Below are 25,443 nucleotides of genomic sequence, written 5' to 3'. Positions count from 1 at the left end.
TACGCTAGGGACCACCATCATATTCTCTAATGACGATTCTGAGACTATCGTAAGCGCAGCTGCACGTGGTTCAGCGGCGTCGAAGGAAGGATCACCCCTACATGCAACGCTCGATCAATGAGGTTCGAGTGGTCGGACTCGGCAAGGTCGGCGAACTGGTCGCCCTGCTGCTGTCGGACTCCGGCTTCACCGTCACCGCCTTCGACGCCAGGACCCGCAGCGACCTGCCGTTCACCTGCAAGGAGCTCGACGTCCGCGACGGAGCCGGACTGCGGTCCGCGCTGACCGGCGCCGACGCCGTGGTGTCGTGCCTGCCGTACAACCTGAATCTCGGGGTCGCCGAGGCGGCTCACGACATCGGCGTGCACTACTTCGACCTCACCGAGGACGTGCCGACCACCAACCGGGTGCTGGAACTGGCCGCGCAGGACCCGCGCGCGGTCTACGCGCCGCAGTGCGGCCTGGCCCCTGGCCTGATCGGCATCGTCGGCTCGTGGCTGGCCAAGCAGTTCGACCAGATCCGCTCGATCGAGCTGAAGGTCGGCGCGCTGCCCCGGCACCCGGCCGGCCTGCTCGGCTACGCCTTCAACTGGTCCTCCGAAGGCGTGGTGAACGAGTACCTCAACGACTGCGAGGTGCTGCGCGGCGGGCACCGGCAGATGGTGCCGGCGATGACCGAGAACGAGCGGGTGGTGATCGGTGGCATCGAGCTCGAGGCCTCGCTGACCTCGGGCGGGCTGGGCACCATGTGCGACACCTACGCCGGCCGGGTGCAACGGCTGGACTACAAGACCATGCGCTACCCGGGCCACTTCGAGCTGATGCGGTTCTTCTTCGACGAGCTGGGGCTGCGCGAGCGCCGCGAGCTGGCCGGCGAGATCCTGGTCGAGGCCAAGCCGCCGGTCGATGACGACGTGGTCTACCTGCACGCCGCGGTCGAGGGCCGCGCCGAAGCCACCGGCGGCCAGCTGTACCGCAAGCAGTACGTCCGGGCCTACCAGCCGCTGGCGATCGACGGCCGCAACTGGCGCGCCATCTCCTGGACCACGGCTGCCTCGGCGGCCGCGGTCGTCGAGCTGGTCGCCGACGGCCGGCTTCCGCAGGTCGGCTTCGTCAAGCAGGAGGACATCTCCTTCGCCGACCTGCTGTCCACCAAGAGCGGCGCCCTGTTCGGCGACCTCGGAAAGGTCTGAAAATGACTGCCATGATCTCTCACGACGACTTGACCACTCGCACCGGCGACATCCTGTCCCGGCTCGGCGTCGGCAACCCCTTCAGCGCTGACGGCGACCTCAGCTGCCACTCCCCGATCACCGGCGGCGAGCTGGGCCGGCTGCGCTCGCACAGCGCCGAGGAGGTCGCCGACATCGTCGGCCGCGCCCAGCAGGCCTTCGAGCAGTGGCGGGTGACGCCCGGCCCGGTCCGCGGCCAGCTGGTGCGCGAGCTGGGCAACTTGCTGCGCGAGCACAAGCAGGACCTCGGCGCGCTGGTGTCCATCGAAGCCGGCAAGATCGTCTCCGAGGGCCTCGGCGAGGTCCAGGAGATGATCGACATCTGCGAACTGGCCGTCGGGCTGTCCCGGCAGCTGTTCGGCAACACCATCGCCACCGAGCGCCCCGGCCACCGCATGATGGAGCAGTGGCACCCGCTCGGCGTGGTCGGCGTCATCTCGGCGTTCAACTTCCCGGTCGCGGTGTGGTCGTGGAACTCGGCCCTGGCGCTGGTCTGCGGTGACCCGGTGGTCTGGAAGCCGTCGGAGAAGACCGTGCTCACCGCGCTGGCCTGCCAGGCCCTGGCGGCCGAGGCCGCCCGCCGGGTCGGGGCGCCGGAGGCGGTGTCCCAGCTGGTCCTCGGCGGCGCCGACACCGGCCAGGCGCTGGTGGACGACCCGCGGGTGGCGCTGGTCTCGGTGACCGGCTCGACCCGGATGGGCCGGGCGGTGGCGCCGCGGGTGGCCGGCCGCTTCGGCCGGCTGCTGCTCGAACTCGGCGGCAACAACGCCGCGATCGTGGCGCCCAGCGCCGACCTCGAACTGACCGTCCGGGCCATCGTGTTCTCCGCCGCCGGCACCGCCGGGCAGCGCTGCACCAGCCTGCGCCGGGTGATCGTGCACTCCTCGATCGCCGACCAGCTGGTCGAGGCCCTCAAGAAGGCCTACGCCACCCTGCCGATCGGCTCTCCGCTGGAAGAGGGCACCCTGGTCGGCCCGCTGATCGACGGCGGCGCCTACGAGAGCTTCGGAAAGGCGATGGCCGCGGCCCAGGCCGACGGCGGCGAGCTGATCGTCGGCGGCGAGCGGGTGTCACTGGGCGAGGGCGAGCAGGCCGAGCAGTCCTTCTACGTGCAGCCGGCGATCATGAGGATGCCGCGGCAGAGCGACATCGTGAAGTCCGAGACCTTCGCGCCGCTGATGTACGTGCTCAGCTACGACAGCTTCGACGAGGCGATCGCGATGCAGAACGACGTGGCCCAGGGGTTGTCCTCCTCGATCTTCACCCTCGACGTCCGCGAGGCCGAGCGCTTCCTGTCCGCGGCGGGCTCGGACTGCGGCATCGCCAACGTCAACATCGGCCCGTCCGGCGCCGAGATCGGCGGCGCGTTCGGCGGCGAGAAGGAGACCGGCGGCGGTCGGGAGGCCGGCTCGGACTCCTGGAAGGCCTACATGCGCCGCACCACCAACACCATCAACTACTCGACCGAGTTGCCGCTGGCACAGGGCGTCCAATTCGGCTGAGCCCGCGCAGCCGGGGCCGGCTGGTCACCGCCTGGCTGCTGTCGAGGGTCGGTATGCCCCTGAACCGCTTCGGTGGAACGGGGGCATACCGATCCAAGGCACGCTGGTTAGGCCCTGGGCACGCTGGTCAGGCCAGCCCCACCCGGCGGGCCGCCAGCTCGATCCGGTCATCCGGCGCCACCGCGGCCACCCTGAGATAGTCGGTGGACGCCGGTCCGTAGAACTCTCCCGGCGAGGCGACGATGCCGGTCCGCTCGGCCAGCATCCTGCACGCCGCCCAGGCGTCGCCGTCCGGCGCCTGCAGCCAGAGGTAGAACGCGCCGTCCGGCATCTTGGCCGGTAGCCCGACGGCGGCCAGCACCTGGCACAGGCGCAGCATCCGGCGCCAGTACCGCTCGCGCTGCCGCTCGACGTGCTCGTCGTCGGCCAGCGCCACCGTGGCGGCGTGCTGCACCGGGCCGGGGACCATCAGGCCGGCGTGCTTGCGCACCTCGCGCAGGTAGTGCACCAGCTCGGCGTCGCCGGCGTAGAAGCCGATCCTGGCCCCGGCGAAGTTGTCCCGCTTGGACAGCGAGTGCAGCGCCAGCACCCCGGCCGTTCCGGCGCGCAGGATGGTGCTGGGCGCGCCGGAGTAGCTGAACTCGGCGTAGCACTCGTCCGAGAGCACCGGAATCCCCCGGTCGCGTCCCCAGGCTGCGGCCTCGGCCAGCTCCGACACCTCGCCGGTGGGGTTGCTGGGCGAGTTCACCCACACGCACAGCGCCCGGGCGGCGTCGGCGTCGGCGATCTCGTCCAGGTGCTGGTAGGCCAGGGGTCGCTGGCCGGACAGGATGGCGCCCATCTCGTAGGTCGGGTAACTGATCGCCGGGTACAGCACGGTGTCCTTGGCAGGCGTGCGCAGCCTGAGGTACAGCGGAACCGAGGCGACGAACTCCTTGGTTCCGACGCAGGCGGCCACTTCGGCGTCGGCGTCCACTGTCGCGCCCAGCCGGCGCGAGATCCAGGCCGCCGCCTCGTCCCGCAGCGCCTTGGTCCCGATCGAGGGCGGGTAGCCCTCGGCGCGGCCGGCCGCCGCCAGCGCGGCGATCACCTCCGGCGGCGGCGAGTCGCACGGGGTGCCGATCGACAGATCGATCGCGCCGCCTTCGAGCCGGTCCCCGATCGCCTTCAGCTCACCCAGGCGCTCATAGGGATAGGGCGGTGGGACGAAGCTTTCCGTCATGGCTGTGTCCTGTCGGTGGTCGTCCGGTCGGTGGTGGGCCTGGCGGTGGTCGTCGGGTCGGTGGTCGTCGGGTCGGTGGTCGGACTTCCCGCCGGGTGGCTCGGCAACCGGCCGGCGAGCAGCTGCGCCAGGTGCAGGCCGGTGCGCTGGCTGAGCTGATCGAGCTGGGTGCGGCAGGAGAACCCGTCGGCCAGCACCACGGTATCCGGCCCCGCGCCGCGCACCGCGGGCAACAGGGCCTGCTCGGCGACCGCCACCGACACCTCGTAGTGGCCGCGCTCGACCCCGAAATTGCCGGCCAGGCCGCAGCAGCCGCCCACCGTCTGCAGCTGGGCGCCGGCGCCGGTCAGCAGCGCCGAGTCGGCGTCGAAGCCCAGCACGGCGTGCTGGTGGCAGTGCGGCTGCACCACGGCCTCGACGCCGTGCAGGGACGGCGGGCTCCAGCCGCGCTCGGTGAGCAGCTCGGCCAGCGTCCGGGTCTGGGCCCGCACCCGCTCGGCCCGGTCATCGCCAGCCATCAGCTCCACCGCGTCCGAGCGCAGCACCGCGGTGCAGGACGGTTCCAGGCCGACCACCGGCAGGCCCTGCGCCAGCGCCGGCGCCAGGGCGTCGAAGCTGCGGCGCAGCTGCTTGCGAGCGCCGTCGAGCTGGCCGGTCGAGATCCAGGTCAGGCCGCAGCAGACCTGGGAGTCCGGAATCCGCACCGAGCAGCCGGCGGCCTCCAGGACCTCGACGGCGGCCTGCCCCACCTCCGGTGAGAACGCGTTGGTGAAGGTGTCGACGAACAGCAGCACCGGATCGCCGGCCGCGACCGGGTGCTCGGCGAACCAGTCGCGAAAGGTCCTGGGCGCGAAGGCCGGCAGCGGCCGGCGCCGGTCGATGCCGCCGATCCGCTTGGCCAGCGCCGCCAGCGGCTTGGGACGCAGCGCGGCGTTGGCCAGCCGGGGGGCCCGGGCGGCGAGCCGGCTCCAGCGCGGCAGCCAGCCCAGCAGGTAGTGCGCGGCCGGCCGGAGCCGGCGGCGGTAACGCTGGAACAGCAGCTCGGCCTTGTAGGTGGCCATGTCCACCCCGGCCGGGCAGTCCGAGGCGCAGCCCTTGCAGGCCAGGCACAGGTCCAGCGCCTGCAGCAGCTCCGGCGACTGCCAGCCCTCGGTCAGCAACTGGCCGTTGGCCAGCTCCTGCAGCACCCGGGCCCGTCCCCTGGTCGAGTGGGTCTCATCCAGCGTCGCCAGGTAGGACGGGCACATCACGCCGCCGGTGGCGGTCAGGTCCGCTCGGCACTTGCCGACCCCGACGCAGCGGTGCACCGCCGTGCTGAACGAGCCGCCGTCGTGCGGGTAGCTGAAACCGAGCGCGCGGCCACCCGAGCCGGTCAGCGAGCGGGCCAGCGGCAGCCGCAGGTCCGCCTCGACCGGCGCGGGGTCCACGATCACGCCGGGGTTGAGCACGTTGGCCGGGTCGAAGATCGCCTTGACCGAGGCGAACAGCCCGATCGCCTCGGCGGAGTACATCGCCGGCAGCAGCTCGCCGCGGGCCCGGCCGTCGCCGTGCTCGCCCGACATCGAGCCGCCGTGCGCGGCCACCAGGGTGGCTGCCTCCAGCAGGAACTCCCGGAACGCGGGCGGCCGGTCGGCCAGCGGAAAGTCCAGCCGGACGTGCACGCAACCGTCACCGAAGTGGCCATAGGCCAGCCCGTCGATCCGGTGCCGCTCCAGCAGGGTGAAGAACTCGCGCAGGTAGCCGCCCAGGCGCTGCGGCGGCACCGCCGCGTCCTCCCAACCGGGCCAGGCAGGCGCGTTGGCCGGGGTGCGCCCGCCCAGGCCCGCGCCGTCCTCGCGGATCCGCCAGAGCCGGCGGGCGTGCTCGCCGGTCACCACCGCCGAGGCGAGCGGGTCGGCGGCCCGGACGACCTGCTCCGCGGCGGCGACCGCCTCGGCCTGGCTCTGGCCGCCGGTCTCGACGAACAGCCAGCCACCGCCCTCGGGCAGCGGCGGGACCGCGGCCGGGCCGCGCCGGCTCCGCAGCACCTCGACCAGCCGGGCGTCCATGCCCTCCAGCGCCAGCGGCCGGTACGGCAGCACGGCCGGCACCGCGTCGGCGGCGCTGGCCATGTCCGGATAGGCCAGCACGGCCAGCGCGGTGGCCGGGGCCAGCTCGACCAGCCGGACGGTGGCCGCCGTGCTGATCGCCAGGGTGCCCTCGGTGCCGGCCAGGAACCGGGCCAGGTTGCCGCCGTTCTCGGGCAGCAGGTGCTCCATCGAGTAGCCCGAGATCTGACGGCCGAACCGGCCGAACTCGGTGCGGATCACGCCCAGGTTTGCTTGCGTCAGGGCCGCCAGCCGGGCGCCGATCGGGTCGGCCAGCGCGGCCAGCGGGCCGGTGTCCAGGCTGCGCCCGTCGGCCAGCAGCAGCGACAGCGACTCGACGTTGTCGGCGGTGCGACCGTAGGCCAGCGCGCGCGGGCCGCAGGCGTTGTTGGCGATCATCCCGCCGAGGGTGCAGCGCGCCTGGGTGGAGGGGTCCGGGCCGAAGCGCAGCCGGTGCACGGCCGCGGCCCGCTGCAGCTCGGACAGGATCAGCCCGGGTTCCACGGTGGCGGTGCGAGCCTCGGGGTCCAGGGCGATCAGCCGGTTGACATGCCGGGAGAAGTCCAGCACCAGGCCCGGCCCGACGGCGTTGCCGGCGCAGGAGGTGCCTCCGCCCCGGGCAGTCAGCGGCGTCTGGGTGCGAGCGGCCACCTGCAGTGCCAGTGCCACCTCGTCGGCGTGCCGCGGAAACACCACCACCTGGGGAACCACCCGGTAGTTGGAGGCGTCGGTGGAGTACTCGGCGCGCCGCCGGCTGCTGGCATCGACGTCGGGGACACCGGCACGGCGCAGCTCGGCGGCCAGCGTCTCGGGGTTCACGTCCTCAATCTTGTCCTAGGCGCCGGTATTCGCGCGGATCGGTGGCCAACATGGTGGCCGAGACGTTGGTCTGGTTGAAACCCTTGAAGCCCGACCGGCGCGCCAGGTTCTCCAGGTGCGAGCCGGCGGCGCCGGCCTCGGCGATCTCGGCCGCCCGCCGCGGGTCGAGCTGGCCGGCGGCCACCAGCGCGGCCAGCCGGGCCGCCGGCACCGGCCACCATTCGGCCTCGGTGAACGCCTGACGCAGGTAGGGGTAGTCGGAGAACGGGCGCATCGACGGCTGGCCCAACTCGGCCAGCGACGCGGTCAGCTCGTCGAAGGAGAACTGGCCTTCCAGGTGGTGCATGCCCGCTGCCAGCAGCGACTCCCCGTGCAGCGCGCACCACATCCCCACCGTGCCGTACCGGCCGGTCTCGGCGAGCTCGACCTGAGCGAAGTCGAGGTCGACCTCGTCGGCTGTCAGGTCCACGTCGGCGAAGATCACCCCACCGCAGCCTGGGTGTTCCAGCACCTGGGCGCCCCAGCCGGCCTGCGCGCCGGCGTAGAACCGCTCGCGCGGCCGGAACCCGAGCAGGGTCAGAAATCCGATCAGCGGCGCGAAGGCGGCCCGGGACGAGCGGAAGGTGTGGTGGTCGTTGTTGCCCCAGCCCAGGCCCAGCCGGTCCTGACGGGCGTGCTGCAGGGTGCCCGCGCTGTTGTGCCGCTGCCAGTAGTCGCGCTCCTGCCGCAAGAAATAGGACGCCGCCAGGTCCGGCCCGACGAGCTCGACCGCTGCCCGGGCCGCGGGCAGCTGAGCGCGTATCCCGGCCGGGCCGGTCAGCGTCCGGGGCCGTTCGGCCAGCAGTTGCCAGGCCTGGCCGGCGGCCCGGGCCTCGCCGGGCTGAAAGGTCTGCGGCCTGGCGCCGGTGGCCCACGAGCGCCGTTCCACGCCGGCCAGCACCACCCCGTTCTGCTCGGCCAGCACCACCCGGCGGTAGCCGGCCAGCGGCGAGCCTTCGAGTTCGAAGGCGGTGCTGTCACCGCGCACCCGGGCATAACTGGTGGCAAGGGCGGCGATGTCATCCACCCGCAGTGCCAGCTCGTAGTGCTCGGCCGGGATCACGGCGGGCAGCTGCGCCCCGGGGTGCCGCCACAGGCCGGCCCGATCGGCGGGCTGGTACCCGATGGGCTGGTAACCCACGGCGGCCAGCTCGTCGACCGTGACCGGGCCGGCGACCGAGTCCAGCCAGTCCTGCGGGCGGGTGGCCGTCTGGGTGGCCAGCCGGCTGCTGAACTCGGCCAGCTCGGAGCTCTTGCTGATCGCCTCGTCGACCAGCCGGTCGACCAGGGCTTCGGCCTGTGGATGCAGGTGCCACTCGTAGGAGGTCATGAACTCCATTCTCGCCGGGTAGCGGCTGTCGACAAAGGTGAGCACTACGAATTCTTCTGGCCTTCAGCATCAGAAATGCTAATGGAAACCAAGCACGCTCGGACAAAGCCCCGGTGGGCTGAGCTAGTCAGATACTTCCGGTATCTATTTGCTCCCTCGCTGGGGCATTCCGAAGTGAAAGCCGAGGTACTCCATGTATCAGCAGGTGCTCGACCCGGTCGCCGGGTCACTCGGCTGGAGCGCGCTGTTCGCGGCGTTGCCGATCATCGGGCTGTTCGTGCTGCTCGGCGTCGTGCGGGCCAAGGCGTGGGTGGCCGCGGCGGGCGGACTGGCGGTGGCGCTGCTGGTCGCCGTCGCGGCCTATGGGATGCCGGTCGACCAGGCGCTGCTGACCGCCACCCAGGGCGGCGCCTTCGGCCTGTTCCCGCTCGCGTGGACGTTCACCACCGCGATCTGGATCTACACGATGACGGTCGGCACCGGCCACTTCGACGTGCTGCGGCGATCGTTCGTCCGGGTCAGCGACGACCGGCGGATCCAGGCGATCGTCATCGCGTTCTGCTTCGGCTCGCTGCTCGAGGCGCTGGCCGGGCAGGGCACCCCGGTCGCGATCACCAGCGTCATGCTGCTCGCGGTGGGGTTCCGGCCGGTGCTGGCGGCCAGCACCGCCCTGGTCGCCAACACCGTGCCGGCCGCGTTCGGGCCGCTCGGACTGCCGATCACCACGTTGGCCAAGGTGACCGGCCTGCCGGCCGATGACCTCGGCGCGATGGCCGGGCGGCAGGTGCCCATCCTCGCCGTGGTCATCCCGCTGCTGGTGGTCGCGATCGTGGACGGTCGCCGGGGCGTGCGGGAGCAGTGGTGGCCGGCGCTGGCCTGCGGGCTGTCCTTCGGCCTGGCCCAGTTCGCCACCGCCAACTACCTGTCGGTCGCGCTGGCCGATATCGTCGCCGCCCTGGTCAGTGTGGGCGTGGTGACGCTGGTGGTGCGCAGGCGATCGGTGACCGTAGCCGCCCCGGCGCCGGTCCTGGTGGGCCGGAGCGGCTCGGCCGTTGGCGGTCCGGCAGTCGGTGGTTCAGAAGTTGGCGGTCCGGCCGGTGGTTCAGGAGTTGGCGGTCTGGCCGGTGGTGAAGTGCACGGCGCCAACCTGGACGCCAACGCGGCAGCGAGCGACAGTCGCGCGGACGTCCTGCGCGCTTACGCGCCGTACGCGGCGATCGTCGCGATCTTCAGCCTGTCGCAGTGGTCACCGATCACCCGGATCCTCGACTCGGCCACCACGACGTTCAACTGGCCCGGCCTGCACCTGCTGACGTCGGCGGGCAAGACCTCGTCGCTGCCGATCTACAAGCTCAACCTGCTGCTGGCGCCCGGATCGCTGCTGTTCCTGGCCGGGCTGCTCACCATGGTGGTGCTGCGGGTCCGTCCCGGTGTGGCCGTGCGGGCCTACGGCCGGGCGGTGTCGCAGCTGCGCTGGGCGATCCTCACGGTGACCTGCCTGCTGGCGCTGTCCTTCGTGATGAACGCCAGCGGCCAGGCCACCACCCTGGGCCACTGGATGGCCGGGGCCGGCGGGCTGTTCGCAATACTGTCGCCGATCCTGGGCTGGCTCGGCGTGGCCCTGACCGGTTCGGACACCTCGTCGAACTCGCTGTTCGGCGCGCTGCAGGTCTCGGCTGCCGGGCAGACCGGGCTGGACCCGACACTGCTGGCTGCCGCCAACGCCTCCGGCGGGGTGGTCGGCAAGATGATCTCGTTGCAGAACCTCACCATCTCGGCCGGCGCGGTGGGCCTGAGCGGCCAGGAGGGCAACCTGTTCCGGCGGATGTTCGGCTGGAGCCTGCTGCTGCTGTCCGGGATGTGCCTGATCGTGGGGCTGCAGGCGACGCCGGTGCTGTCCTGGATGGTGCCCTGAGCGCTGACCGATCGCCGCCCGTCAGCCGTCGCTGGCCGCCGGGGGGCAGCATAAGCTTCGCTGATGCTTGCCCCCCATCAGCTGCATACCCTGCGCACCGTGCTGGCCACCGGCTCCTACGCCGGCGCGGCAGCCGAGCTGCGCTACACGCCCTCAGCCGTCTCCCAGCAGATGTCGGCGCTGGAACGGGCGACCGGCCTGGCGCTGTTCGAGCGCAGCGCGCAGAGCGTGCGGCCGACCGCGCACGCCCACCTGCTGGCCGAGCGGGCCGCCGACGTGCTGGCGCTGCTGGCCGGCCTGGACCGCGAGGTGGCCGCGATCGCCCGGGGCGAGACCGGCCAGTTGCGGATCGGCAGCTTTCCGACCGCCTCGGCCAGGCTGCTGCCGGCCGCGCTGGCCACCCTGCGCCAGCAGCGTCCGGGCGTCGAGATCGAGGTGGACGAGGGCGAGCTGGACGCGCTGCTGCCCCGGTTGCTCTCCGGTGAGCTCGACCTGGCACTGGCCTATCGCTATGACACCGTGCCGGCCGGCTGGCCCGGCCGGCTGGCCGAGACCGAGCTGCTGCGCGAGCCGCTGTTCCTGCTGCTGCCGGCCGGACACCGGCTGGCCGGCGCCGGCCCGCTGCGGCTGGCGGCGCTGGCGTCCGAGCGCTGGGTGGCGCCGCTGGCCGACTCGCCCGGCGCGCTGAACCTGGACCGGCTGGCGGCCCGGGCCGGCTTTCTGCCCAGGGTCAGCTTTCGCAGCAACGACTACTCGGTGGTGCGCGGGCTGGTCGGGGCCGGCCTCGGGGTGGCCCTGGTTCCGGGGTTGGGCATCAGCGACACCGACGGCGTGCTGCCGACCCCGCTGCTGGGACGCTCACCGCGGCGGGCCGTGCTGGCCCTGCACCGGCCAGCGGCGCACAACAGCCTGATCGCCGCTGCCCTGACCGCGATCCGGGCCACCGCCCGCACGCTGGCCTGATCCACTCCTGATCCACTCCTGATCCACTGGCTGATCCACGGGACGCGTATCGATTTCAGTCGCCAGGGCGGTCCAGATCGCTACGCGTGGACGGGCTCAGCTGCTGAAGCAGGCCGGCGGCGCGACGCCGTCCAGGCCCAGTGCCACCGCCGCCCGGGCCGCGATCGGGCCGACCAGGTTGCCGGTGCCGTTGTAACCACCGCAGGCCACCACCCCCGGCCGGACCTGGGTCACCAGCGGGCGGGCGTCGGCGGTGTAGCCGACCGAGGCGGCCCACCGGTGGCTGACCCGCACCGCGGCGCCGGCGAACCGGGCCGCGACCCGCTCGATCCAGGCCTGCACCCCGGCGGTGGGCATCGACTGCGGCGTCCATTCCTGCTCGACGAACCGGTCCCGGCCACCGCCGACGAACAGCCGGCCGGTGAGATCCTGCTGGGCGTAGTCATAGCCCCACCGCCCGTACACCGGGCACGGCAACCGGCCCGGCGCCACCGGCTCGGTGGCCAGCATCTGCAGCCGCGCGGTCCGCACCCGGCCGGCCAGCTCGGGCAGCAGCACCTCCAGCCGGCCGTCGACGGCGACCACCACCAGCCCGGCTGACACCGCGCCGCCGGCGGTCCGGACCCGGCCGGAGCTGATCGCGGTGACCGGGCTGTTCTCGAACAACGAAGCCCGGGTCGAATACAGGGTGGCCAGCCCGAGCGCCCGGCGCGCCGGGTTCATCGCCGCGTCGTCGGGCAGGAACAGCCCGACGCCCAGCTCACCGTCGTAGCGGCGCACCGCGATGCCGTGCCGGCGCAGCACCCGGTACTGCTCGTCGCAGTCGGCCAGCTCGGCCTGCCGGTCGGCCTGCTCGGCCTGGTCCACCGGGTCACCGGGCAGCCCGGCGATCCGCAGTGAGCCGACCTGCCGGACCACCCGGGGGCCGAGCAGCCCGGCCAGCTCGCCGATCTCGGCCAGGGTCTGGCGATAGAGCTCCAGGGCGGCGCCCGGCCCCCAGCCGGCGCCGGCTCGGTGGACGCTGATGGCCGGCCCGCCGAGCAGGAAGCCGCCGTTGCGCCCGGCCGCGCCCGCTGCCACCCGGCCGGCGTCCACGCCCACCACCGACAACCCCCGGCGCAGCGCCTCACCGACCGCGGCCAACCCGCTGCCGCCCAGGCCCACCACGCACACGTCGGCGCGCAGCTCAGCCTCCAGCGCCGGAAACCCCGCCCAGCCGGCGACGTCGGGGTCGGCGTCCCAGCCGACCTCGCTCATCGAGCACAGACCGGGTGGCCCGGGCAGCCCGGCTTGCCCGGGTGACCCGGGCAGTCCAGATAGCCCGGGTGGCCCGGCATGCTCACAGCACCTTGGACAGGAACGCCTTGGTCCGCTCGTGCTGCGGGTTGGCCAGCAGTTCGCGTGGCTTGCCGGACTCGACCACCACCCCGGCGTCCATGAACACCAGCGAGTCCGCGACCTCGCGGGCGAAGCCCATCTCGTGGGTCACCACGATCATGGTCATGCCGTTGCGGGCCAGCTCCTTCATCACGTCCAGCACCTCGCCGACCAGCTCCGGATCCAGCGCCGACGTCGGCTCGTCGAAGAGCATCAGCTTGGGATCCATCGCCAGCGCCCGGGCGATCGCGACCCGCTGCTGCTGGCCGCCGGACAGCTGGGCCGGATAGGCCTTGGCCTTCTCCGACAGCCCCACCTGGGCCAGCAACTCCATCGCCCGGGCCGAGGCTGCCGCCTTCTTCTGCTTCTTCACCCGGATCGGCGCCTCGGTGATGTTCTCCAGCGCCGTCAGGTGCGGGAACAGGTTGAACTTCTGAAAGACCATCCCGATGTCGCGGCGCTGCCGGGCGGCGTCCCTGGCCGGCATCTCGTGCAGCTTGCCGCCGCGTTCGTGGTAGCCGACCAGCTCACCGTCGACCCAGAGCCGGCCGGCGGTCACCTGCTCCAGGTGGTTGATGCAGCGCAGGAAGGTGGACTTTCCCGAGCCGGACGGCCCGACCAGGCACATCACCTCGCCCCGCTCGACGGTCAGCGAGATGCCCTTGAGCACCTGCAGCGCGCCGAAGGACTTGCACACCAGCTCGCTGCGCACCATCGGCTCGCTCATCGGGTCTCACCGGTGTGGGTGCCCAGGCCCTGCTGGGCGTTCGCCAACGCTTGCAGCTGCCTGACCGACATCTTGCGCGAGGCCCCCCGGGCGAAGTAACGCTCCAGATAGAACTGCCCGACCATCAGGATCGAGGTGAAGAACAAATACCAGATCGAGGCCACCAGCAGCATCGGGATCGGGTTGAAGGTCTCCACCGACAGGTCCCGGGTGCGGCTGTAGAGCTCCTTGGTGTAGGGCACCGCGGTGACCAGCGAGGTGGTCTTGAGCATCGAGATCAGCTCGTTGCCGGTCGGCGGGATGATCACCCGCATGGCCTGCGGAAGCACGATCCGCAGCGTCGACTGGCCCCACGACATGCCCAGCGCCCGGGCCGCCTCGTCCTGGCCCTCGTCCACGCTGGTGATGCCGGCCCGGACGATCTCGGCCATGTAGGCCGCCTCGTTGAGGGCCAGCCCGATCACGGCCAGCCAGTAGTAGGTGAAGAAGGTCTGGGTCTCGATGTGGGCGAACTGGTGCACGAACGGGACGCCGAGGTCGATCCGCGGGTAGATGACGACCAGCAGCCCCCAGAACACCAGCTGCACGTACACCGGGGTGCCCCGGAAGATCCAGAGGTAGCCGAAGGCCACCCACTTCAGGATCGGGTTCGGTGACAACCGCATCACCGCAAGCACCACTCCGAGCAGGATCGCGCCGAACATCGCCAGGGCGGTCAGCGACAGCGTGATCATCGCCGCCTCGCTGACCCGCTGGTCGAACAGGTACTTCCCGACGGCCGACCAGTCATAGGCCTCGTTGGTCGCCACGCCGTAGAGGAACAGGCCGAGGAGCACCACCACCAGCACGGCCGCGATCCACCGGCCGGGCCGCCGCAGCGGCACCGCCTCGATCAGCTCAGGGCTGCTCTCGGCGGTGCCGGCGGCTTCACCGGTCCCAGGGTGTGAGACGGCCACGACTCAGCTCTGCGCGCCGTTGATGGTCGCCTCGGTGAGCCCACCGGCGCCGACCCCCCACTTGTCCAGGACCTGCTTGTAGGTGCCGTCATCGATCATCGACTGGACCGCCTTCTGCAGCGCCTGCTTCAGGCTGCCGGCGTCCTTGGCCACCACGAAGCCGTACGGGGCGGCGCCGTAGATGTCGCCGGCCAGCTGCAGCTTGCCGCTGGACTGCTTGACGGCGTACTGGGTGATCGGCGAGTCAGCGGCGAAGGCGTCGGCCTGGCCGAGGATCACCGCCTGGTTCACCGCGTCCTGGCTGTCGATCTTGATGATGGTGATGGCCTTCTTGCCCGCCGCCGTGCAGGCCTTGCTCTTGGCCGGCAGGTCGTCGGTCTCCTGGGTGGTGGTGGCCTGCACGGCGACCTTCATGCCACAGGCGTTCTCCGGGTCGACGGTCTTGCCGGCCGGGGCGGCCCACTGGGTGCCGGCGCTGTAGTAGTTGACGAAGTCGACCTGGGCCTCACGGGTCTTGTTGTCGGTGAAGGACGACATCCCGATGTTGAACTTGCCGGCCTTGACGGAGGGGATGATGTTGTCGAAGCCGGACTCCTGCAGTTCCGCCGTGACGCCGAGCTTGGTGGCCACCGCGTTGAGCAGGTCCACCTCCCAGCCGACGATCTTGCCCGATGGGTCCTTGTACTCGTTCGGCGCGTAGGGCACGTTGATGCCGGTGATGAGCTTGCCGGAGGACTTGATCGAGGCCGGCAGCAGGTCGGCCGCGGCCTGGTCCTTGCTGATCGCGCCCACGGTGGCCGAGGTGGTCGGCGTGGGCGTCTCGGGCTCATTGTCGGCGCACCCGGCCAGGGCGAGCGAGCTGGCGGCGGCCAGTCCGGCGAAGACGACGATGGAACGACGCATTCTCACTTCTCTTTTCGATACGCAGTGACAGGCATGGTTTGGGCGCGACTCTAGGCCCACCGCTCAGGACGGCGGACAGAACCCTCTCCTACGAAACTCAACCGTGACCGCCCTCGCGCCATTTATCTGCTAAGCCGGTTTCGCCGCACTGCGCGCACGGGGCCAGGCCAGGCTCAAAACCCGACCCGCTCGGCCTTGCCGAGCACCACCACGCCGCTCTCGGAGACGTGGTAGCGGCTGCGGTCTGATTCCAGATCCACGCCGATGTGGGCGCCCGGGGCGACCACCACGTTCTTGTCCAGGATGGCCCGGCGAACCACCGCGCCCTCGCCGATCACCACGTTGTCCATGATCACCGAGCCCTCGACGTAGGCGCCGTTGCGGATCTTGACGTTCGGCGACAGCACGCTGCCGCGCACCGTGGAGCCGGAGATGATCGCGCCGGCGCCGACGATCGACTCCTGGGCCAGGCCGCCGTCGACGAACTTGGCCGGCGGCAGCTGCTCGTGAAAGGTGTAGATCGGCCACTGCGCGTTGTAGAGGTTGAAGATCGGATGGACGCTGACCAGGTCCATGTTGGCGTCGTAGTAGGCGTCCATGGTCCCGACATCGCGCCAGTAGCCGCGGTCGCGCTCCTCGGACCCGGGGATGTCGTTGTCCTGGAAGTCGTACACGGACGCTCGACCGCGTTCCACCATCCAGGGCATGATCGAGCCGCCCATGTCGTGCACCGAGGTAGGGTCCTCGGCGTCGGCCCGCAGCGCCTCGACCAGCGCTTCGGTGGTGAAGATGTAGTTGCCCATCGAGGCGTAGCTGACGTCCGGGTCATCCGGCAGGCCGGGCGGGTCGGCCGGCTTCTCCAAGAACTGCAGCACCTTGCCCTTGGCGTCGGCGTCGATCACGCCGAACTGGTCGGCCTGCTCGCGCGGCACCCGGATGCCGGCCACGGTGACCCCGCAGCCGGACTCGATGTGCCGGTCCAGCATCTGCTTGGGGTCCATCCGGTACACGTGGTCGGCGCCGAAGACGGCGATATGGGTCGGCTTGTCGTCGGTGATCAGGTTCATCGACTGCAGGATCGCGTCGGCGCTGCCGGTGTACCAGCGCGGGCCCAGCCGCTGCTGGGCCGGCACCGGGGTCACGTAGTTGCCCAGCAACTGCGACATCCGCCAGGTCTGGGTGATGTGACGGTCCAGTGAGTGCGACTTGTACTGGGTCAGCACGCAGATCCGCAGGAAGCCCGCGTTCACCATGTTGGAGAGCACGAAGTCGACCAGCCGGTAGTTACCCCCGAAGGGCACAGCGGGCTTGGCCCGGTCCGCGGTAAGGGGCCACAACCGCTTTCCCTCACCGCCGGCCAGCACGATGCCGAGTACTCGCACGCCTGGAGCCATATCGCCACCCTAGCGGGATTGCCAGCTGTGTCACACCTGCCGTTCAGGCAGTGCGCGCGCTCCCGCTAGCGTGCTATGCATGCGCGCAGCCCTGATCAGCCGTGAGTACCCGCCCGAGGTGTACGGCGGGGCCGGCGTCCACATCGAGTTCCTGGCCCGCGAGTTGCGCAAGCTGATCGACGTCGAGGTGCACTGCTTCGGAGCCGAGCGCGACGAGCCGGACGTGCACGCCTACCGGACACCGCCGGGGCTGGCCTCGGCCAACCCGGCGCTGGCCACCCTGGGCGTCGACCTGGAGATCGCGGCCGGTCTGATGTCTGACGGCCGGCCGGTCGCGGACCTGGTGCACTCGCACACCTGGTACGCCAACCTGGCCGGTTACCTGGCCTCGATGATGTACGACATCCCGCACGTGGTGACCGCGCACTCGCTGGAGCCGCTGCGGCCGTGGAAGGCCGAGCAGCTCGGCGGCGGTTACCGGATCTCCTCCTGGGCCGAGCGCAGCGCCTACGAGGCGGCCGCGGCGGTGGTGGCGGTCAGCAACGGGATGCGGGCCGACATCCTTTCCGCCTACCCGGCGCTGGAGCCCTCCCGGGTGCACGTGATCCCCAACGGCATCGACACCGAGCTCTACGCGCCGGTGCCCGGCCGCGACGTGCTGCAGCGCTACGGGTTGGACCCGGACCGCCCGATCGCGCTGTTCGTCGGCCGGATCACCCGGCAGAAGGGCGTCGGGCACCTGGTCGCGGCCGCCGCCGACTTCACCCCGGGGGTGCAACTGGCGCTGTGCGCCGGCGCTCCGGACACCCCCGAGCTGGCCGCCGAGATCACCGAGGCCGTCCAGCGGCTGCAGGCCGGCCGCGAGGGTGTGGTCTGGATCCAGGAGATGCTGCCGCGCGAGCAGCTGCTGCAACTGCTCAGCGCCGCCGACCTCTTCCTGTGCCCCTCGATCTACGAGCCGCAGGGCATCGTCAATCTCGAGGCGATGGCCTGCCAGACCGCCGTGGTGGCCTCCCGGGTCGGCGGCATCCCCGACGTGGTGGTCGAGGGCGAGACCGGCCTGCTGGTGGACTACGCCGCGGATCCGAAGGAGTTCGAGGCCGGCTTCGCCGCGGCCGTCAACGAGCTGCTCGCCGATCCGCGACGGCTGCGCGCGATGGGGCTGGCCGGGCGGGAACGCGCGGTCGGCGAGTACGGCTGGGACGCGATCGCGGCCCGGACGGTGGGGCTGTACGAGTCGTTGCGCTGAGGTCGCTCGCACCGCGGGGTCAGCCGGGGCCGGCGGGGTGTCAGCCGGCCGGCGCGGTGTCAGCCGGCCGCGGTCTCGAGGTAGCGGGCCAGCAGCCGGGTGCCGAAGCCGGTGGCGCCGCGGTTGAGCAGCGGCCCGTCGGCGCCGGCCCGCGCCGGGCCGGCGATGTCCAGGTGCGCCCAGGCCACCTCGGCCACGAACGGCTGCAGGAACAGCGCCGCGGTGATCGCTCCCGGGGTGCCCGGGTCGTTGCGCGCGTCGGCCACCGGGGACTCCAACTGCTTGGCGTAGCGGTGCTCCAGCGGCATCCGCCAGATCGGCTCGCCGGTCTCCGCGCCGGCCTGCTCGAGCTGGGCGGCGAGGTCGTTGTCGTTGGCGAAGTAGCCGGCGGTCTCGGCTCCGAGCGCGGTTCTCATGGCGCCGGTCAGGGTGGCGACGTCGATCAGCACGTCCGGCTTGAGCCGGCTGACCGCGTAACCGAGCGCGTCGGCCAGCACCAGCCGGCCCTCGGCATCGGTGTTGCCGACCTCGGTGGTGCGGCCACCGAAGTGGGTGATCACGTCCGAGGGCCGCATCGCGGTTCCCGACACGGCGTTCTCGGCGGCCGGCACCAGGACGGTCACCGAGATCGCCAGCTTGCGCATCGCCGCGTACTGGATCGCGCCGAGCACCGCCGCTCCCCCGCACATGTCGGTGTGCATGTTGCGCATGCCGTCGGCCGGCTTGAGGTTCAGGCCGCCGGAGTCGAAGGTGATGCCCTTGCCGACCAGCACCACGTGCGGCGGCCGGGCGGCGCCGCTCTTTCGCCGCGGCCGGTAGCTGACCTCGATCAGCCGCGGGCCGGACGCCGAACCGCCCCCGACAGCCAGCACGCCGCCGAAGCCCTGCGCTTTCAGCCAGGCCTCGTCGCGCACGCTCACCTTGCAGCCGGCCGGGGTCAGCTGCTGCTCGGCCAGCTCTCCCATCCGGGCCGGGGTCAGCTCGTTGGCCGGAGTGTTGCCCAGGTCGCGGGCCCAACCGGCAGCGTCGGCGGCCTCGTCACCGGCGTTCAGGCCGTCCGGGTCCAGGGCGCCGATCAGGTGTAGCTGGTGCAGGTTGTCCTGGGCGTCTTTGGCCCTGCTGAACTGGTAGCCGCCGAGCACCAGGCCTTCGGCCAGCGCCCGGCTCTGCTGCGGGCTGGGGGCGTGGATGGCCACCGCGATGCTGCGGGACTCGGGCAGCCGCTCGATCCGCCGGCCCAGTGCGACCGCCGCCACCCGCAGGTCCTCGGGGCCGGCGTCGCCGAGGCCGACGATCAACACGGTCGCCGGCACCGCGCCGGGCAGGGTCACGGTGTGCAACGCGCCGGCCTCGGCGCCGGGCTGCTCGTCCGAGACGTAGCGAGCGCACGCCTCGGCGGCAGCCACCGGCAGCACCGTGGTGTCGATCTCGTGGGACTGCAGCTCTGAACCGATCAGGCCGAGAGCCACCACATCCGCGGCGGCGGAGCGCTCGGGAATCTGCAACAGGATCACAGAGGACCTCTATAGGGCTAGGGCGGGAAAGGGGGCGGCATGGCACGGCCCCAGCCATGCCCCGTGCGATGGCGCCGCACAGAACTCGACTGGGGCCGAATGGGTGGCCCGCTAACCCACGGCTGCTGACAGCGCCTGCGACAGCGCGCTTGCCTCATCGGCAGAAAGCTCGACGACGAGACGGCCGCCGCCTTCCAGCGGGACACGCATCACCAAGCCGCGCCCCTCCTTGGTGACTTCCAGCGGACCATCACCCGTCCGCGGCTTCATCGCCGCCATCCGTGCCTCCTATGCGATAAGAACTGCACCATCACGTCAGCCGATCAGCGTTCGATCGGGCAGTGTGATGCCATTGTCTCGCATCGCCGCTGATGCGGCCAAAGCGGCCCGGTGCAAAGGCGCACGGACCGGCCGATGTCCTAGGCTGCAGCTATGGCTGACGTGCTGCTGATCGACCGCGCCGACGGTGTGGCGACCCTGACGATGAACCGCCCCGAGTCGCTGAACGCGCTGTCGACCGAGCTCAAGGACGCGCTGGTGCAGGCGCTGGCAGATGTCGGAACAGACGACTCCGTGCGGGCTGTGGTGCTGACCGGGAGCGGCCGGGGATTCTGCGTCGGCCAGGACCTCAGCGAGCACGTCCAGCTGCTGCAGGCCGGCGATCCGGCTCCGCTGCGCACGGTGGTCGAGCACTACAACCCGATCGCGCTGTCACTGACCCAGATGCCCAAGCCGGTCATCGCGGCGGTGAACGGAACGGCCGCCGGCGCCGGCGCCTCGTTCAGCTTCGCCTGCGACTTCCGGATCGTCGCCGAGGGAACCAAGTTCGTGCTGGCCTTCGGCAATATCGGACTCAGCCTGGACAGCGGCGCGTCCTGGACGCTGCCCCGGCTGATCGGCGCCGGCCGGGCCCTGGAGCTGTGCATGCTCGGCAAGCCGATCACCGCCGAGACGGCCCAGCAGTACGGCCTGGTGACCCAGCTGGTGCCGGCTGATCAGGTGCTGGCCACCGCCCAGCAGCTGGCCGCCCAGCTGGCCGCCGGGCCCACCGTGGCCTATGCCAGCATCAAGAGCGCCATCCACTACGCCGCGACGTCGACGTTCGAGCAGGCGCTGGGCAACGAGGCCGTCCTGCAGGCTGCCGCCGGCGCCACCGAGGATCACCGGGCGTCCGTGGCCGCTTTCGTCAACAAGGAGAAGCCGGTCTTCCTCGGCCGCTGAGCCGCTGTCGTCGGGTGAGGCGGCGCTGGCCGCTGAGCCGCTGTTGCCGGGAGAGGCGGCGCAAGCCGCTCAATCAGCGGCGGTGCAGCTCACCCAGTCAGCTCTTGGGTGGCCGCCGATGGCGGGAGGGACTCGGTCTCGTCGGCCAGTACGCAGGCGGGTCTCGCCGAGGATCAGTGGTGGCGTGACGCTTGTCGCTACGAATCTCGTGGATGAGGATCAGGCGCTGCCCGTTCGCTTCTTCAACCTCGCGCATGACCGGCCGGATGGCGGCCAGTATCGCTCCCATCGCGAGGGCGAGGCCGTTGAGTCCGCCGCTGTCACCGCGACCTGTCTGCTGCCGGTAGCGGATGTGGTGCAGCCCGGAGTCCCGGATTGCCCGGCACTCGTCAGCGTCGTCGAGTTGCCTGCTGTCGTTGGTGAGGATTGCGTCGAAGCCACGCCCAGCAGCATCTGCCAGCAGGTTGAGATCCTTCTTGCTCTTCCAACGTAGGTCATCGACGTGCAGCACATCATGGCCGGTGAGCACGCGTTGAAGCGCGGGCAGCAGTGGTTTCGGCACGTCTTCGTCCAGGAGCAGCCTCACTGACGACCCGTCAGGCCACTGCTCGCGGACGACGGAATTTCTCGACATACCGCGCGAAGTCCGCAGCGCCGCGCGCAGCCTCCTCCGGCACTGAGGGGTAGAGCTCTCGTATCGAGGATGCGGCCATTCCGTCTTGCAGCAGGCTCGCCACCAGGTCGTAGGGCACCCTGGTCCCCTCGATGACGGGAAACCCGCCCCGGATTTCAGGGTCCACCGACACGCCCGGCTTGGGCCGCCGCAAATCGACGACATCCTCGTGCTGCATGTTGACGAACGGAGCAAGGATGTCGACCATCTGAGCGAGTACCTGCTGTCCAGGGTTGTGCGTCAGGTCGACCGCCTCGCCGGAGGACAACCTCCACTCGATGTCTTGCCCCGAGCTGACCATGTCATAAGCGGACAGGTGTTCGTCCTGGCCGAGGCGTCGAAGGCTGGCGACAGCCTTTCGGATGCGCTGCAATGGCACCTTCCGACTGCGCAGGTAGACGAATGTCCGCAGGGCCACCACGTCGCGGAAGGAGTAACTCACTCGGGTGCGCGGCTCGTAATGCTCGGGCGCGAGGAGCGGCTCAGGGGCCTGCGCCGAACGCCAATAGGCCAACTGCCCAGTCGACGCTCCACTAAGCGCTGCCGCCACCTCTGGCGTGAATGACATGTTCCCCCCTCGCTGAAGATAGTGGCATTAGCCGCCAACAGCCTTTATAAGGCGCGCAGGCTCCCACGTCGGCACCTATTGCTCACGCGGTGGCCCGCCAGCAGTAGGAGACGTGGTCATCGACTATGCCGGTGGCCTGCATCATCGCGTAGGCGGTGGTCGGGCCGACGAAGGCGAAACCGCGGCGCTTGAGTTCCTTGGCCATCGCCTTGGACTCCGGTGTCATCGCCGGCACGTCGGTCAGCAGCGCCGGCCGCTGGTGCTCGGGCGGGGCGAAGGACCACAGCAGCTCGGTCAGGCCCTCGGGGACGTTGTCGAGAATAGCCCGGGCGTTGTTCACCGCCGCGTCGACCTTGGCCCGGTTGCGCACGATCCCGGCGTCGGCCAGCAGCCGCTGCCGGTCGGCCTCGCCGAAGGCGGCCACCGTGGCGATGTCGAAGCCGGCGAAGGCCGCCCGGAAGTTCTCGCGCTTGCGCAGGATGGTCAGCCAGGACAGCCCGGATTGGAAAGCTTCCAGGCTCAGCCGCTCGAACAGCGCGTTGTCACCGCGCAACGGCACGCCCCACTCGCTGTCGTGGTAGGCGACGTAGTCCGGCGCGCTGTCGCCCCAGTCGCACCGGCGCAAGCCGGCGGCGCCCGTGTCATCGTCGCACCGGCGCAAGCCGGCTGCGGCTCCTTCGGTCATTCGGAGCCCTTGGAACTGTCCGACTCGGGACGAGACTCCACCGGTCGCGACTCAGCCGGGCGCTCCACTGGCCGGGGCTCGGGCCGCGGCTCGGCCGTCCGGCTCAGGCCGCCGGCTGCCTGGGACCGCAGCCGGGCGATCTCCTCATCGCGCACCACGATCTCGGCGGCCAGCCGGTCGATCAGGTCGTCGGTCTCGGCGAACCGGTAGCCGCGCACGCCCACCGGGATGCGCACCCGTTCCAGATCGCGCCGGTCCATCCGCCGGTCGGCCGGCAGCTCGAAAGGCCGGTTGTCACGCTGCGGGGTCAGCGACAACCCGCCGGGTAGCAACGCCACGATGCCGTAGAACAGCAGCGCCGCGACCACCAGGCCCAGCAGCAGGTAGCCGAGCAGCAACATGAGCAAATCCTGGCACGCCGAGCCGACAACCGTCGACACGGGCCCGCCACGGCCCGCGCCGCGGCGCTCAGATCAGCGCGAACGCGTCCTCGACGCAGTTCACCCGGTGCAGCTGCTGCCAGGCGGCCGGACGGACGAAGCCGCGCTCGATCAGCGACTCCAGGAACTGCCAGAGCGGCTCGTAGAAGCCGTCGGGGTCGAGCACGATCACCGGTTTCGGATGCATGCCCAGCGAACCCGAAGTCCAGACCTCGAAGAACTCCTCCAGGGTGCCGATGCCGCCGGGCAGCACCAGGAAGGCGTCGGCGTGGGCGTCCATCAGGGCCTTGCGCTCGCGCATGGTGTCGACCACCAGCAGCTCGTCGGAGTCGGTGTCGGCCACCTCGTAGTCCACCAGGTGCTGCGGGATGACCCCCAGCGTGCGAGCGCCGTGCGCGCGGGCCTGGGCGGCCACCTCGCCCATCATCGAGACCCGGCCGCCGCCGGAGACCAGCCGGTGGCCGCCGTCGCCGATCCGGGCGCCGACCTCGGCCGCCAGCTTCAGGTAGGACTCGTCGATGCCGGAGGCGGAGGCGCAGAAGACGCAGATCGAGGCCATCTGCTACCGCGGCCCGCGGGCCGGGCCCACAGCGCCGCCGCCGGAGTTACTGGGCATCGCCGGCGCCGGCCGAGCGCGCTTCGGCGTGCGCGGCGTTCTCGGTCAGCTCCTGCGCCGAGCGGCGCGCATCGGCCGCGGCGATGATCGACACCGCTTCCTCGACGTCGTCGGTGACCCGGATCAGCTCCAGGTCCGCGGCCCCGATCTTGGCCTCGGGCAGCACCGTGTCGCGGATCCAGTCCAGCAGTCCCGCCCAGTACCGCTCGCCGAACAGGATCACCGGGAACCGGGTGACCTTGCGGGTCTGCACCAGGGTCAGCGCCTCGAACAGCTCGTCCAGGGTGCCGAACCCGCCGGGCAGGATCACGAACGCCTGCGCGTACTTGACGAACATCGTCTTGCGGGCGAAGAAGTACCGGAAGGTCAGCCCGATATCGACCCAGTCGTTGAGCCGCTGCTCGAACGGCAACTCGATCCCCAGGCCGACCGAGGTGCCGCCGGCCTCGGAGGCGCCGCGATTGGCGGCCTCCATGGCGCCGGGGCCGCCGCCGGTGATCACCGCGTAGCCGGCCTGGGCCAGCGCCGCGCCCAGCTGCCGGGCCTGCTGGTACTCCGGGTGCTCGGCGTCGGTGCGGGCCGAGCCGAACACCGAGACCGCCGGTCCGAGTTCGGCGAGCAGGCCGAAGCCCTCGACGAACTCCGACTGGATGCGCAGCACCCGCCAGGGGTCGGCGTGCAGCCAGTCCGTCGGGCCGCCGGAGTCCAGCAGCCGCTGGTCGGTGGTGGCGGCATCGGGCTCGACTTGGCCGCGCCGGAACACCACCGGTCCGCGGTGTCGCTCGGCCGGCAGCCTGCCGTCAGGTCGTCCGTTGGTCATCCCGCCACCCTAGTTCGTGGCACCGGCCGGCGGATTCCCCAGAAAGCCCACCAGCAGTCGCTCACAGCGCTCCAGCTGCGCCAGCTCCACCGACTCATCGGCCCGGTGCGCCAGGTTCGGGTCACCGGGGCTGAAGTTCAGCGCGGGAATGCCCAGCGCGCTGAACCGGGCGACGTCGGTCCAGCCGAGCTTGGCGGCCACCTCACCGCCCAGCGCGGTCACCGCCTGCCGGGCCAGCGGCCGGTCCAAGCCCGGCCGGGCTCCCGGGGAGGAATCGAGCACGGTGAGTTCGAAGCCCTCGAACACCTCGCGCAGGTGGGCCTCGGCCTCGGCCTCCGAACGGTCGGGGGCGAAGCGGTAGTTGACAGTCACCAGGCAGCGGTCCGGAATCACGTTGCCGGCCACCCCGCCCTCGATGAACACCGCATTCAGGCCCTCCCGGTAGGTCAGTCCCTCGACCTCGACCTCCCGGGCGCGGTAGTCGGTCAGCCGCGCCAGGATCGGCGCCGCCAGGTGGATGGCGTTGACCCCGAGCCAGGACCGCGCGCTGTGCGCACGCCGGCCGGCGGTGCTCAGCTGAGCGCGCATGGTGCCCTGGCAGCCGCCTTCGACGGTCCCGTTCGTCGGCTCCAGCAGGATCGCCAGGTCAGCCTGCAGCAGTTCCGGATGCTCGGCGGCGACCCGGTTCAAACCGTTGCGGGCAGCCTCGACCTCCTCGCAGTCATAGAACAGCCAGGTCAGGTCGAGGGCCGGCTCCAGCGCCCCGGTGCCGACGAGTTCGGCCACTCGCAGCTGCAGCGCGACGCCGGACTTCATGTCCGAAGTCCCGCAGCCGTGCAGCCTGCCCTCGGCCAGCCGGGAGGGCAGGTTGCCCGCGATCGGCACCGTGTCCAGGTGCCCGGCCAGCACCACCCGCTGCGCTCGGCCGAGCTCGGTGCGCGCGATCACCACGTTGCCCAGCCGCCGCACCGACAGCCGGCCATGGCGGCGGACGGCGGCCTCCACGGCGTCGGCGATCCGGGCCTCGTTCCCGGACACCGACTCGATGTCGACCAGGTCGGCGGTGAGCTGGGCCGCCGACCGGCTCAGCTCCAGAACAGCGGGCGTAACGGGCGCGGCGGGCTCGGCGGGCTCGGCCGGCTGGACAGGAGTTCTCGTCACGCCAGCAGGTTAGTCGCCGCGCGGATGGTT

General features: G+C 71.3%; 23 protein-coding genes. 6 read left to right on the top strand and 17 right to left on the bottom strand.

The window, feature by feature from the left end; all coding sequences use genetic code 11:
• Positions 1-101: 101 nt before the first annotated feature.
• Positions 102-1,193, top strand: a complete 1,092-nt coding sequence (locus VF557_17380) for a saccharopine dehydrogenase C-terminal domain-containing protein (protein ID HEX8081988.1) — start codon at positions 102-104, stop codon at positions 1,191-1,193.
• A gap of 11 nt (positions 1,194-1,204) precedes the next feature.
• A complete protein-coding gene (locus VF557_17375) occupies positions 1,205-2,734 on the top strand; it encodes an aldehyde dehydrogenase family protein (GenBank protein ID HEX8081987.1) in 1,530 nt (509 codons plus the stop codon).
• 127 nt (positions 2,735-2,861) lie between these two features.
• On the opposite strand, the gene VF557_17370 is transcribed toward VF557_17375, so the two are convergent.
• The 3 genes from VF557_17370 to VF557_17360 are packed head-to-tail and all read right to left on the bottom strand — an operon-like array spanning position 2,862 to position 8,231.
• Positions 2,862-3,956, bottom strand: coding sequence for an aminotransferase class I/II-fold pyridoxal phosphate-dependent enzyme (locus VF557_17370; GenBank protein ID HEX8081986.1), 1,095 nt, complete (start codon positions 3,954-3,956; stop codon positions 2,862-2,864).
• Positions 3,953-6,862 carry an FAD-linked oxidase C-terminal domain-containing protein gene (locus tag VF557_17365; GenBank protein ID HEX8081985.1) on the bottom strand — a complete coding sequence of 970 codons (2,910 nt, stop codon included), beginning with the start codon at positions 6,860-6,862 and terminating at the stop codon, positions 3,953-3,955. The genes VF557_17370 and VF557_17365 overlap by 4 nt, the downstream gene beginning before the upstream one ends.
• 4 nt (positions 6,863-6,866) lie before the next feature.
• The gene (locus VF557_17360) at positions 6,867-8,231 is read right to left on the bottom strand and encodes a hypothetical protein (GenBank protein HEX8081984.1); all 1,365 of its coding nucleotides are present in this window, start codon (positions 8,229-8,231) and stop codon (positions 6,867-6,869) included.
• A gap of 193 nt (positions 8,232-8,424) precedes the next feature.
• On the opposite strand from VF557_17360, the gene VF557_17355 reads away from it, so the two are divergent.
• Positions 8,425-10,146 (top strand): L-lactate permease, encoded by a 1,722-nt coding sequence (locus tag VF557_17355; protein HEX8081983.1) that lies wholly within the window; start codon positions 8,425-8,427, stop codon positions 10,144-10,146.
• A gap of 63 nt (positions 10,147-10,209) precedes the next feature.
• Entirely contained in the window at positions 10,210-11,109 is a 900-nt protein-coding gene (locus tag VF557_17350) for a LysR substrate-binding domain-containing protein (GenBank protein ID HEX8081982.1), read from the top strand.
• 96 nt (positions 11,110-11,205) lie between these two features.
• On the opposite strand, the gene VF557_17345 is transcribed toward VF557_17350, so the two are convergent.
• From VF557_17345 to glgC, 5 genes are all read right to left on the bottom strand, one after another.
• Positions 11,206-12,366 (bottom strand): FAD-binding oxidoreductase, encoded by a 1,161-nt coding sequence (locus VF557_17345; protein ID HEX8081981.1) that lies wholly within the window; start codon positions 12,364-12,366, stop codon positions 11,206-11,208.
• Positions 12,367-12,448: 82 nt separating this feature from the next.
• Complete coding sequence (locus tag VF557_17340) at positions 12,449-13,201, bottom strand: amino acid ABC transporter ATP-binding protein (protein HEX8081980.1); 753 nt, start codon at positions 13,199-13,201, stop codon at positions 12,449-12,451.
• An 8-nt stretch (positions 13,202-13,209) separates the two neighbouring features.
• Entirely contained in the window at positions 13,210-14,169 is a 960-nt protein-coding gene (locus VF557_17335; protein ID HEX8081979.1) for an amino acid ABC transporter permease, read from the bottom strand.
• Between the two features lie 3 nt (positions 14,170-14,172).
• The gene (locus tag VF557_17330) at positions 14,173-15,072 is read right to left on the bottom strand and encodes an ABC transporter substrate-binding protein (GenBank protein HEX8081978.1); all 900 of its coding nucleotides are present in this window, start codon (positions 15,070-15,072) and stop codon (positions 14,173-14,175) included.
• Positions 15,073-15,245: 173 nt separating this feature from the next.
• A complete protein-coding gene (glgC, locus tag VF557_17325) occupies positions 15,246-16,466 on the bottom strand; it encodes a glucose-1-phosphate adenylyltransferase (GenBank protein ID HEX8081977.1) in 1,221 nt (406 codons plus the stop codon).
• Positions 16,467-16,545: 79 nt separating this feature from the next.
• On the opposite strand from glgC, the gene glgA reads away from it, so the two are divergent.
• Positions 16,546-17,715 (top strand): glycogen synthase, encoded by a 1,170-nt coding sequence (glgA, locus tag VF557_17320; GenBank protein HEX8081976.1) that lies wholly within the window; start codon positions 16,546-16,548, stop codon positions 17,713-17,715.
• A 59-nt stretch (positions 17,716-17,774) separates the two neighbouring features.
• Here glgA and VF557_17315 read toward each other — a convergent pair whose 3' ends face one another.
• Both VF557_17315 and VF557_17310 read right to left on the bottom strand, forming a co-directional pair.
• Positions 17,775-19,229, bottom strand: coding sequence for a leucyl aminopeptidase family protein (locus tag VF557_17315; protein HEX8081975.1), 1,455 nt, complete (start codon positions 19,227-19,229; stop codon positions 17,775-17,777).
• A 111-nt stretch (positions 19,230-19,340) separates the two neighbouring features.
• On the bottom strand, positions 19,341-19,508 hold the full coding sequence (locus tag VF557_17310; protein ID HEX8081974.1) for a DUF3117 domain-containing protein: 168 nt from the start codon (positions 19,506-19,508) through the stop codon (positions 19,341-19,343).
• Between the two features lie 153 nt (positions 19,509-19,661).
• On the opposite strand from VF557_17310, the gene VF557_17305 reads away from it, so the two are divergent.
• On the top strand, positions 19,662-20,450 hold the full coding sequence (locus tag VF557_17305; protein HEX8081973.1) for an enoyl-CoA hydratase-related protein: 789 nt from the start codon (positions 19,662-19,664) through the stop codon (positions 20,448-20,450).
• A 97-nt stretch (positions 20,451-20,547) separates the two neighbouring features.
• Here the strand turns inward: VF557_17305 and VF557_17300 are convergent, their stop codons facing one another.
• From VF557_17300 to dapE, 7 genes are all read right to left on the bottom strand, one after another.
• Complete coding sequence (locus VF557_17300; protein ID HEX8081972.1) at positions 20,548-21,036, bottom strand: hypothetical protein; 489 nt, start codon at positions 21,034-21,036, stop codon at positions 20,548-20,550.
• Between the two features lie 10 nt (positions 21,037-21,046).
• Positions 21,047-21,691, bottom strand: coding sequence for a DUF433 domain-containing protein (locus VF557_17295; protein HEX8081971.1), 645 nt, complete (start codon positions 21,689-21,691; stop codon positions 21,047-21,049).
• Between the two features lie 82 nt (positions 21,692-21,773).
• Positions 21,774-22,376 carry a DNA-3-methyladenine glycosylase I gene (locus VF557_17290; GenBank protein HEX8081970.1) on the bottom strand — a complete coding sequence of 201 codons (603 nt, stop codon included), beginning with the start codon at positions 22,374-22,376 and terminating at the stop codon, positions 21,774-21,776.
• A complete protein-coding gene (locus VF557_17285) occupies positions 22,373-22,777 on the bottom strand; it encodes a hypothetical protein (protein ID HEX8081969.1) in 405 nt (134 codons plus the stop codon). Before VF557_17285 ends, VF557_17290 begins: the two co-directional genes overlap by 4 nt.
• A gap of 67 nt (positions 22,778-22,844) precedes the next feature.
• The gene (locus VF557_17280) at positions 22,845-23,375 is read right to left on the bottom strand and encodes a TIGR00730 family Rossman fold protein (protein HEX8081968.1); all 531 of its coding nucleotides are present in this window, start codon (positions 23,373-23,375) and stop codon (positions 22,845-22,847) included.
• A 46-nt stretch (positions 23,376-23,421) separates the two neighbouring features.
• Complete coding sequence (locus VF557_17275) at positions 23,422-24,252, bottom strand: TIGR00730 family Rossman fold protein (protein HEX8081967.1); 831 nt, start codon at positions 24,250-24,252, stop codon at positions 23,422-23,424.
• A gap of 9 nt (positions 24,253-24,261) precedes the next feature.
• Complete coding sequence (gene dapE, locus VF557_17270; GenBank protein HEX8081966.1) at positions 24,262-25,413, bottom strand: succinyl-diaminopimelate desuccinylase; 1,152 nt, start codon at positions 25,411-25,413, stop codon at positions 24,262-24,264.
• Between the last annotated feature and the right edge of the window lie 30 nt (positions 25,414-25,443).

Origin of the sequence: Jatrophihabitans sp. (genome assembly GCA_036389035.1) — a bacterium.
Classification (GTDB): domain Bacteria; phylum Actinomycetota; class Actinomycetes; order Mycobacteriales; family Jatrophihabitantaceae; genus Jatrophihabitans_A.
This window is presented reverse-complemented; position numbering and strand designations above follow the sequence as displayed.

Coding starts and splice junctions, on each gene's coding strand:
- VF557_17380 (HEX8081988.1), top strand. CDS start 102: ATGCAACGCTCGATCAATGAGGTTCGAGTGGTCGGACTCGGCAAGGTC.
- VF557_17375 (HEX8081987.1), top strand. CDS start 1,205: ATGATCTCTCACGACGACTTGACCACTCGCACCGGCGACATCCTGTCC.
- VF557_17370 (HEX8081986.1), bottom strand. CDS start 3,956: ATGACGGAAAGCTTCGTCCCACCGCCCTATCCCTATGAGCGCCTGGGT.
- VF557_17360 (HEX8081984.1), bottom strand. CDS start 8,231: ATGACCTCCTACGAGTGGCACCTGCATCCACAGGCCGAAGCCCTGGTC.
- VF557_17355 (HEX8081983.1), top strand. CDS start 8,425: ATGTATCAGCAGGTGCTCGACCCGGTCGCCGGGTCACTCGGCTGGAGC.
- VF557_17350 (HEX8081982.1), top strand. CDS start 10,210: ATGCTTGCCCCCCATCAGCTGCATACCCTGCGCACCGTGCTGGCCACC.
- VF557_17345 (HEX8081981.1), bottom strand. CDS start 12,366: ATGAGCGAGGTCGGCTGGGACGCCGACCCCGACGTCGCCGGCTGGGCG.
- VF557_17340 (HEX8081980.1), bottom strand. CDS start 13,201: ATGGTGCGCAGCGAGCTGGTGTGCAAGTCCTTCGGCGCGCTGCAGGTG.
- VF557_17330 (HEX8081978.1), bottom strand. CDS start 15,072: ATGCGTCGTTCCATCGTCGTCTTCGCCGGACTGGCCGCCGCCAGCTCG.
- glgC (HEX8081977.1), bottom strand. CDS start 16,466: ATGGCTCCAGGCGTGCGAGTACTCGGCATCGTGCTGGCCGGCGGTGAG.
- glgA (HEX8081976.1), top strand. CDS start 16,546: ATGCGCGCAGCCCTGATCAGCCGTGAGTACCCGCCCGAGGTGTACGGC.
- VF557_17310 (HEX8081974.1), bottom strand. CDS start 19,508: ATGGCGGCGATGAAGCCGCGGACGGGTGATGGTCCGCTGGAAGTCACC.
- VF557_17305 (HEX8081973.1), top strand. CDS start 19,662: ATGGCTGACGTGCTGCTGATCGACCGCGCCGACGGTGTGGCGACCCTG.
- VF557_17295 (HEX8081971.1), bottom strand. CDS start 21,691: ATGTCATTCACGCCAGAGGTGGCGGCAGCGCTTAGTGGAGCGTCGACT.
- VF557_17290 (HEX8081970.1), bottom strand. CDS start 22,376: ATGACCGAAGGAGCCGCAGCCGGCTTGCGCCGGTGCGACGATGACACG.
- VF557_17285 (HEX8081969.1), bottom strand. CDS start 22,777: ATGTTGCTGCTCGGCTACCTGCTGCTGGGCCTGGTGGTCGCGGCGCTG.
- VF557_17280 (HEX8081968.1), bottom strand. CDS start 23,375: ATGGCCTCGATCTGCGTCTTCTGCGCCTCCGCCTCCGGCATCGACGAG.
- VF557_17275 (HEX8081967.1), bottom strand. CDS start 24,252: ATGACCAACGGACGACCTGACGGCAGGCTGCCGGCCGAGCGACACCGC.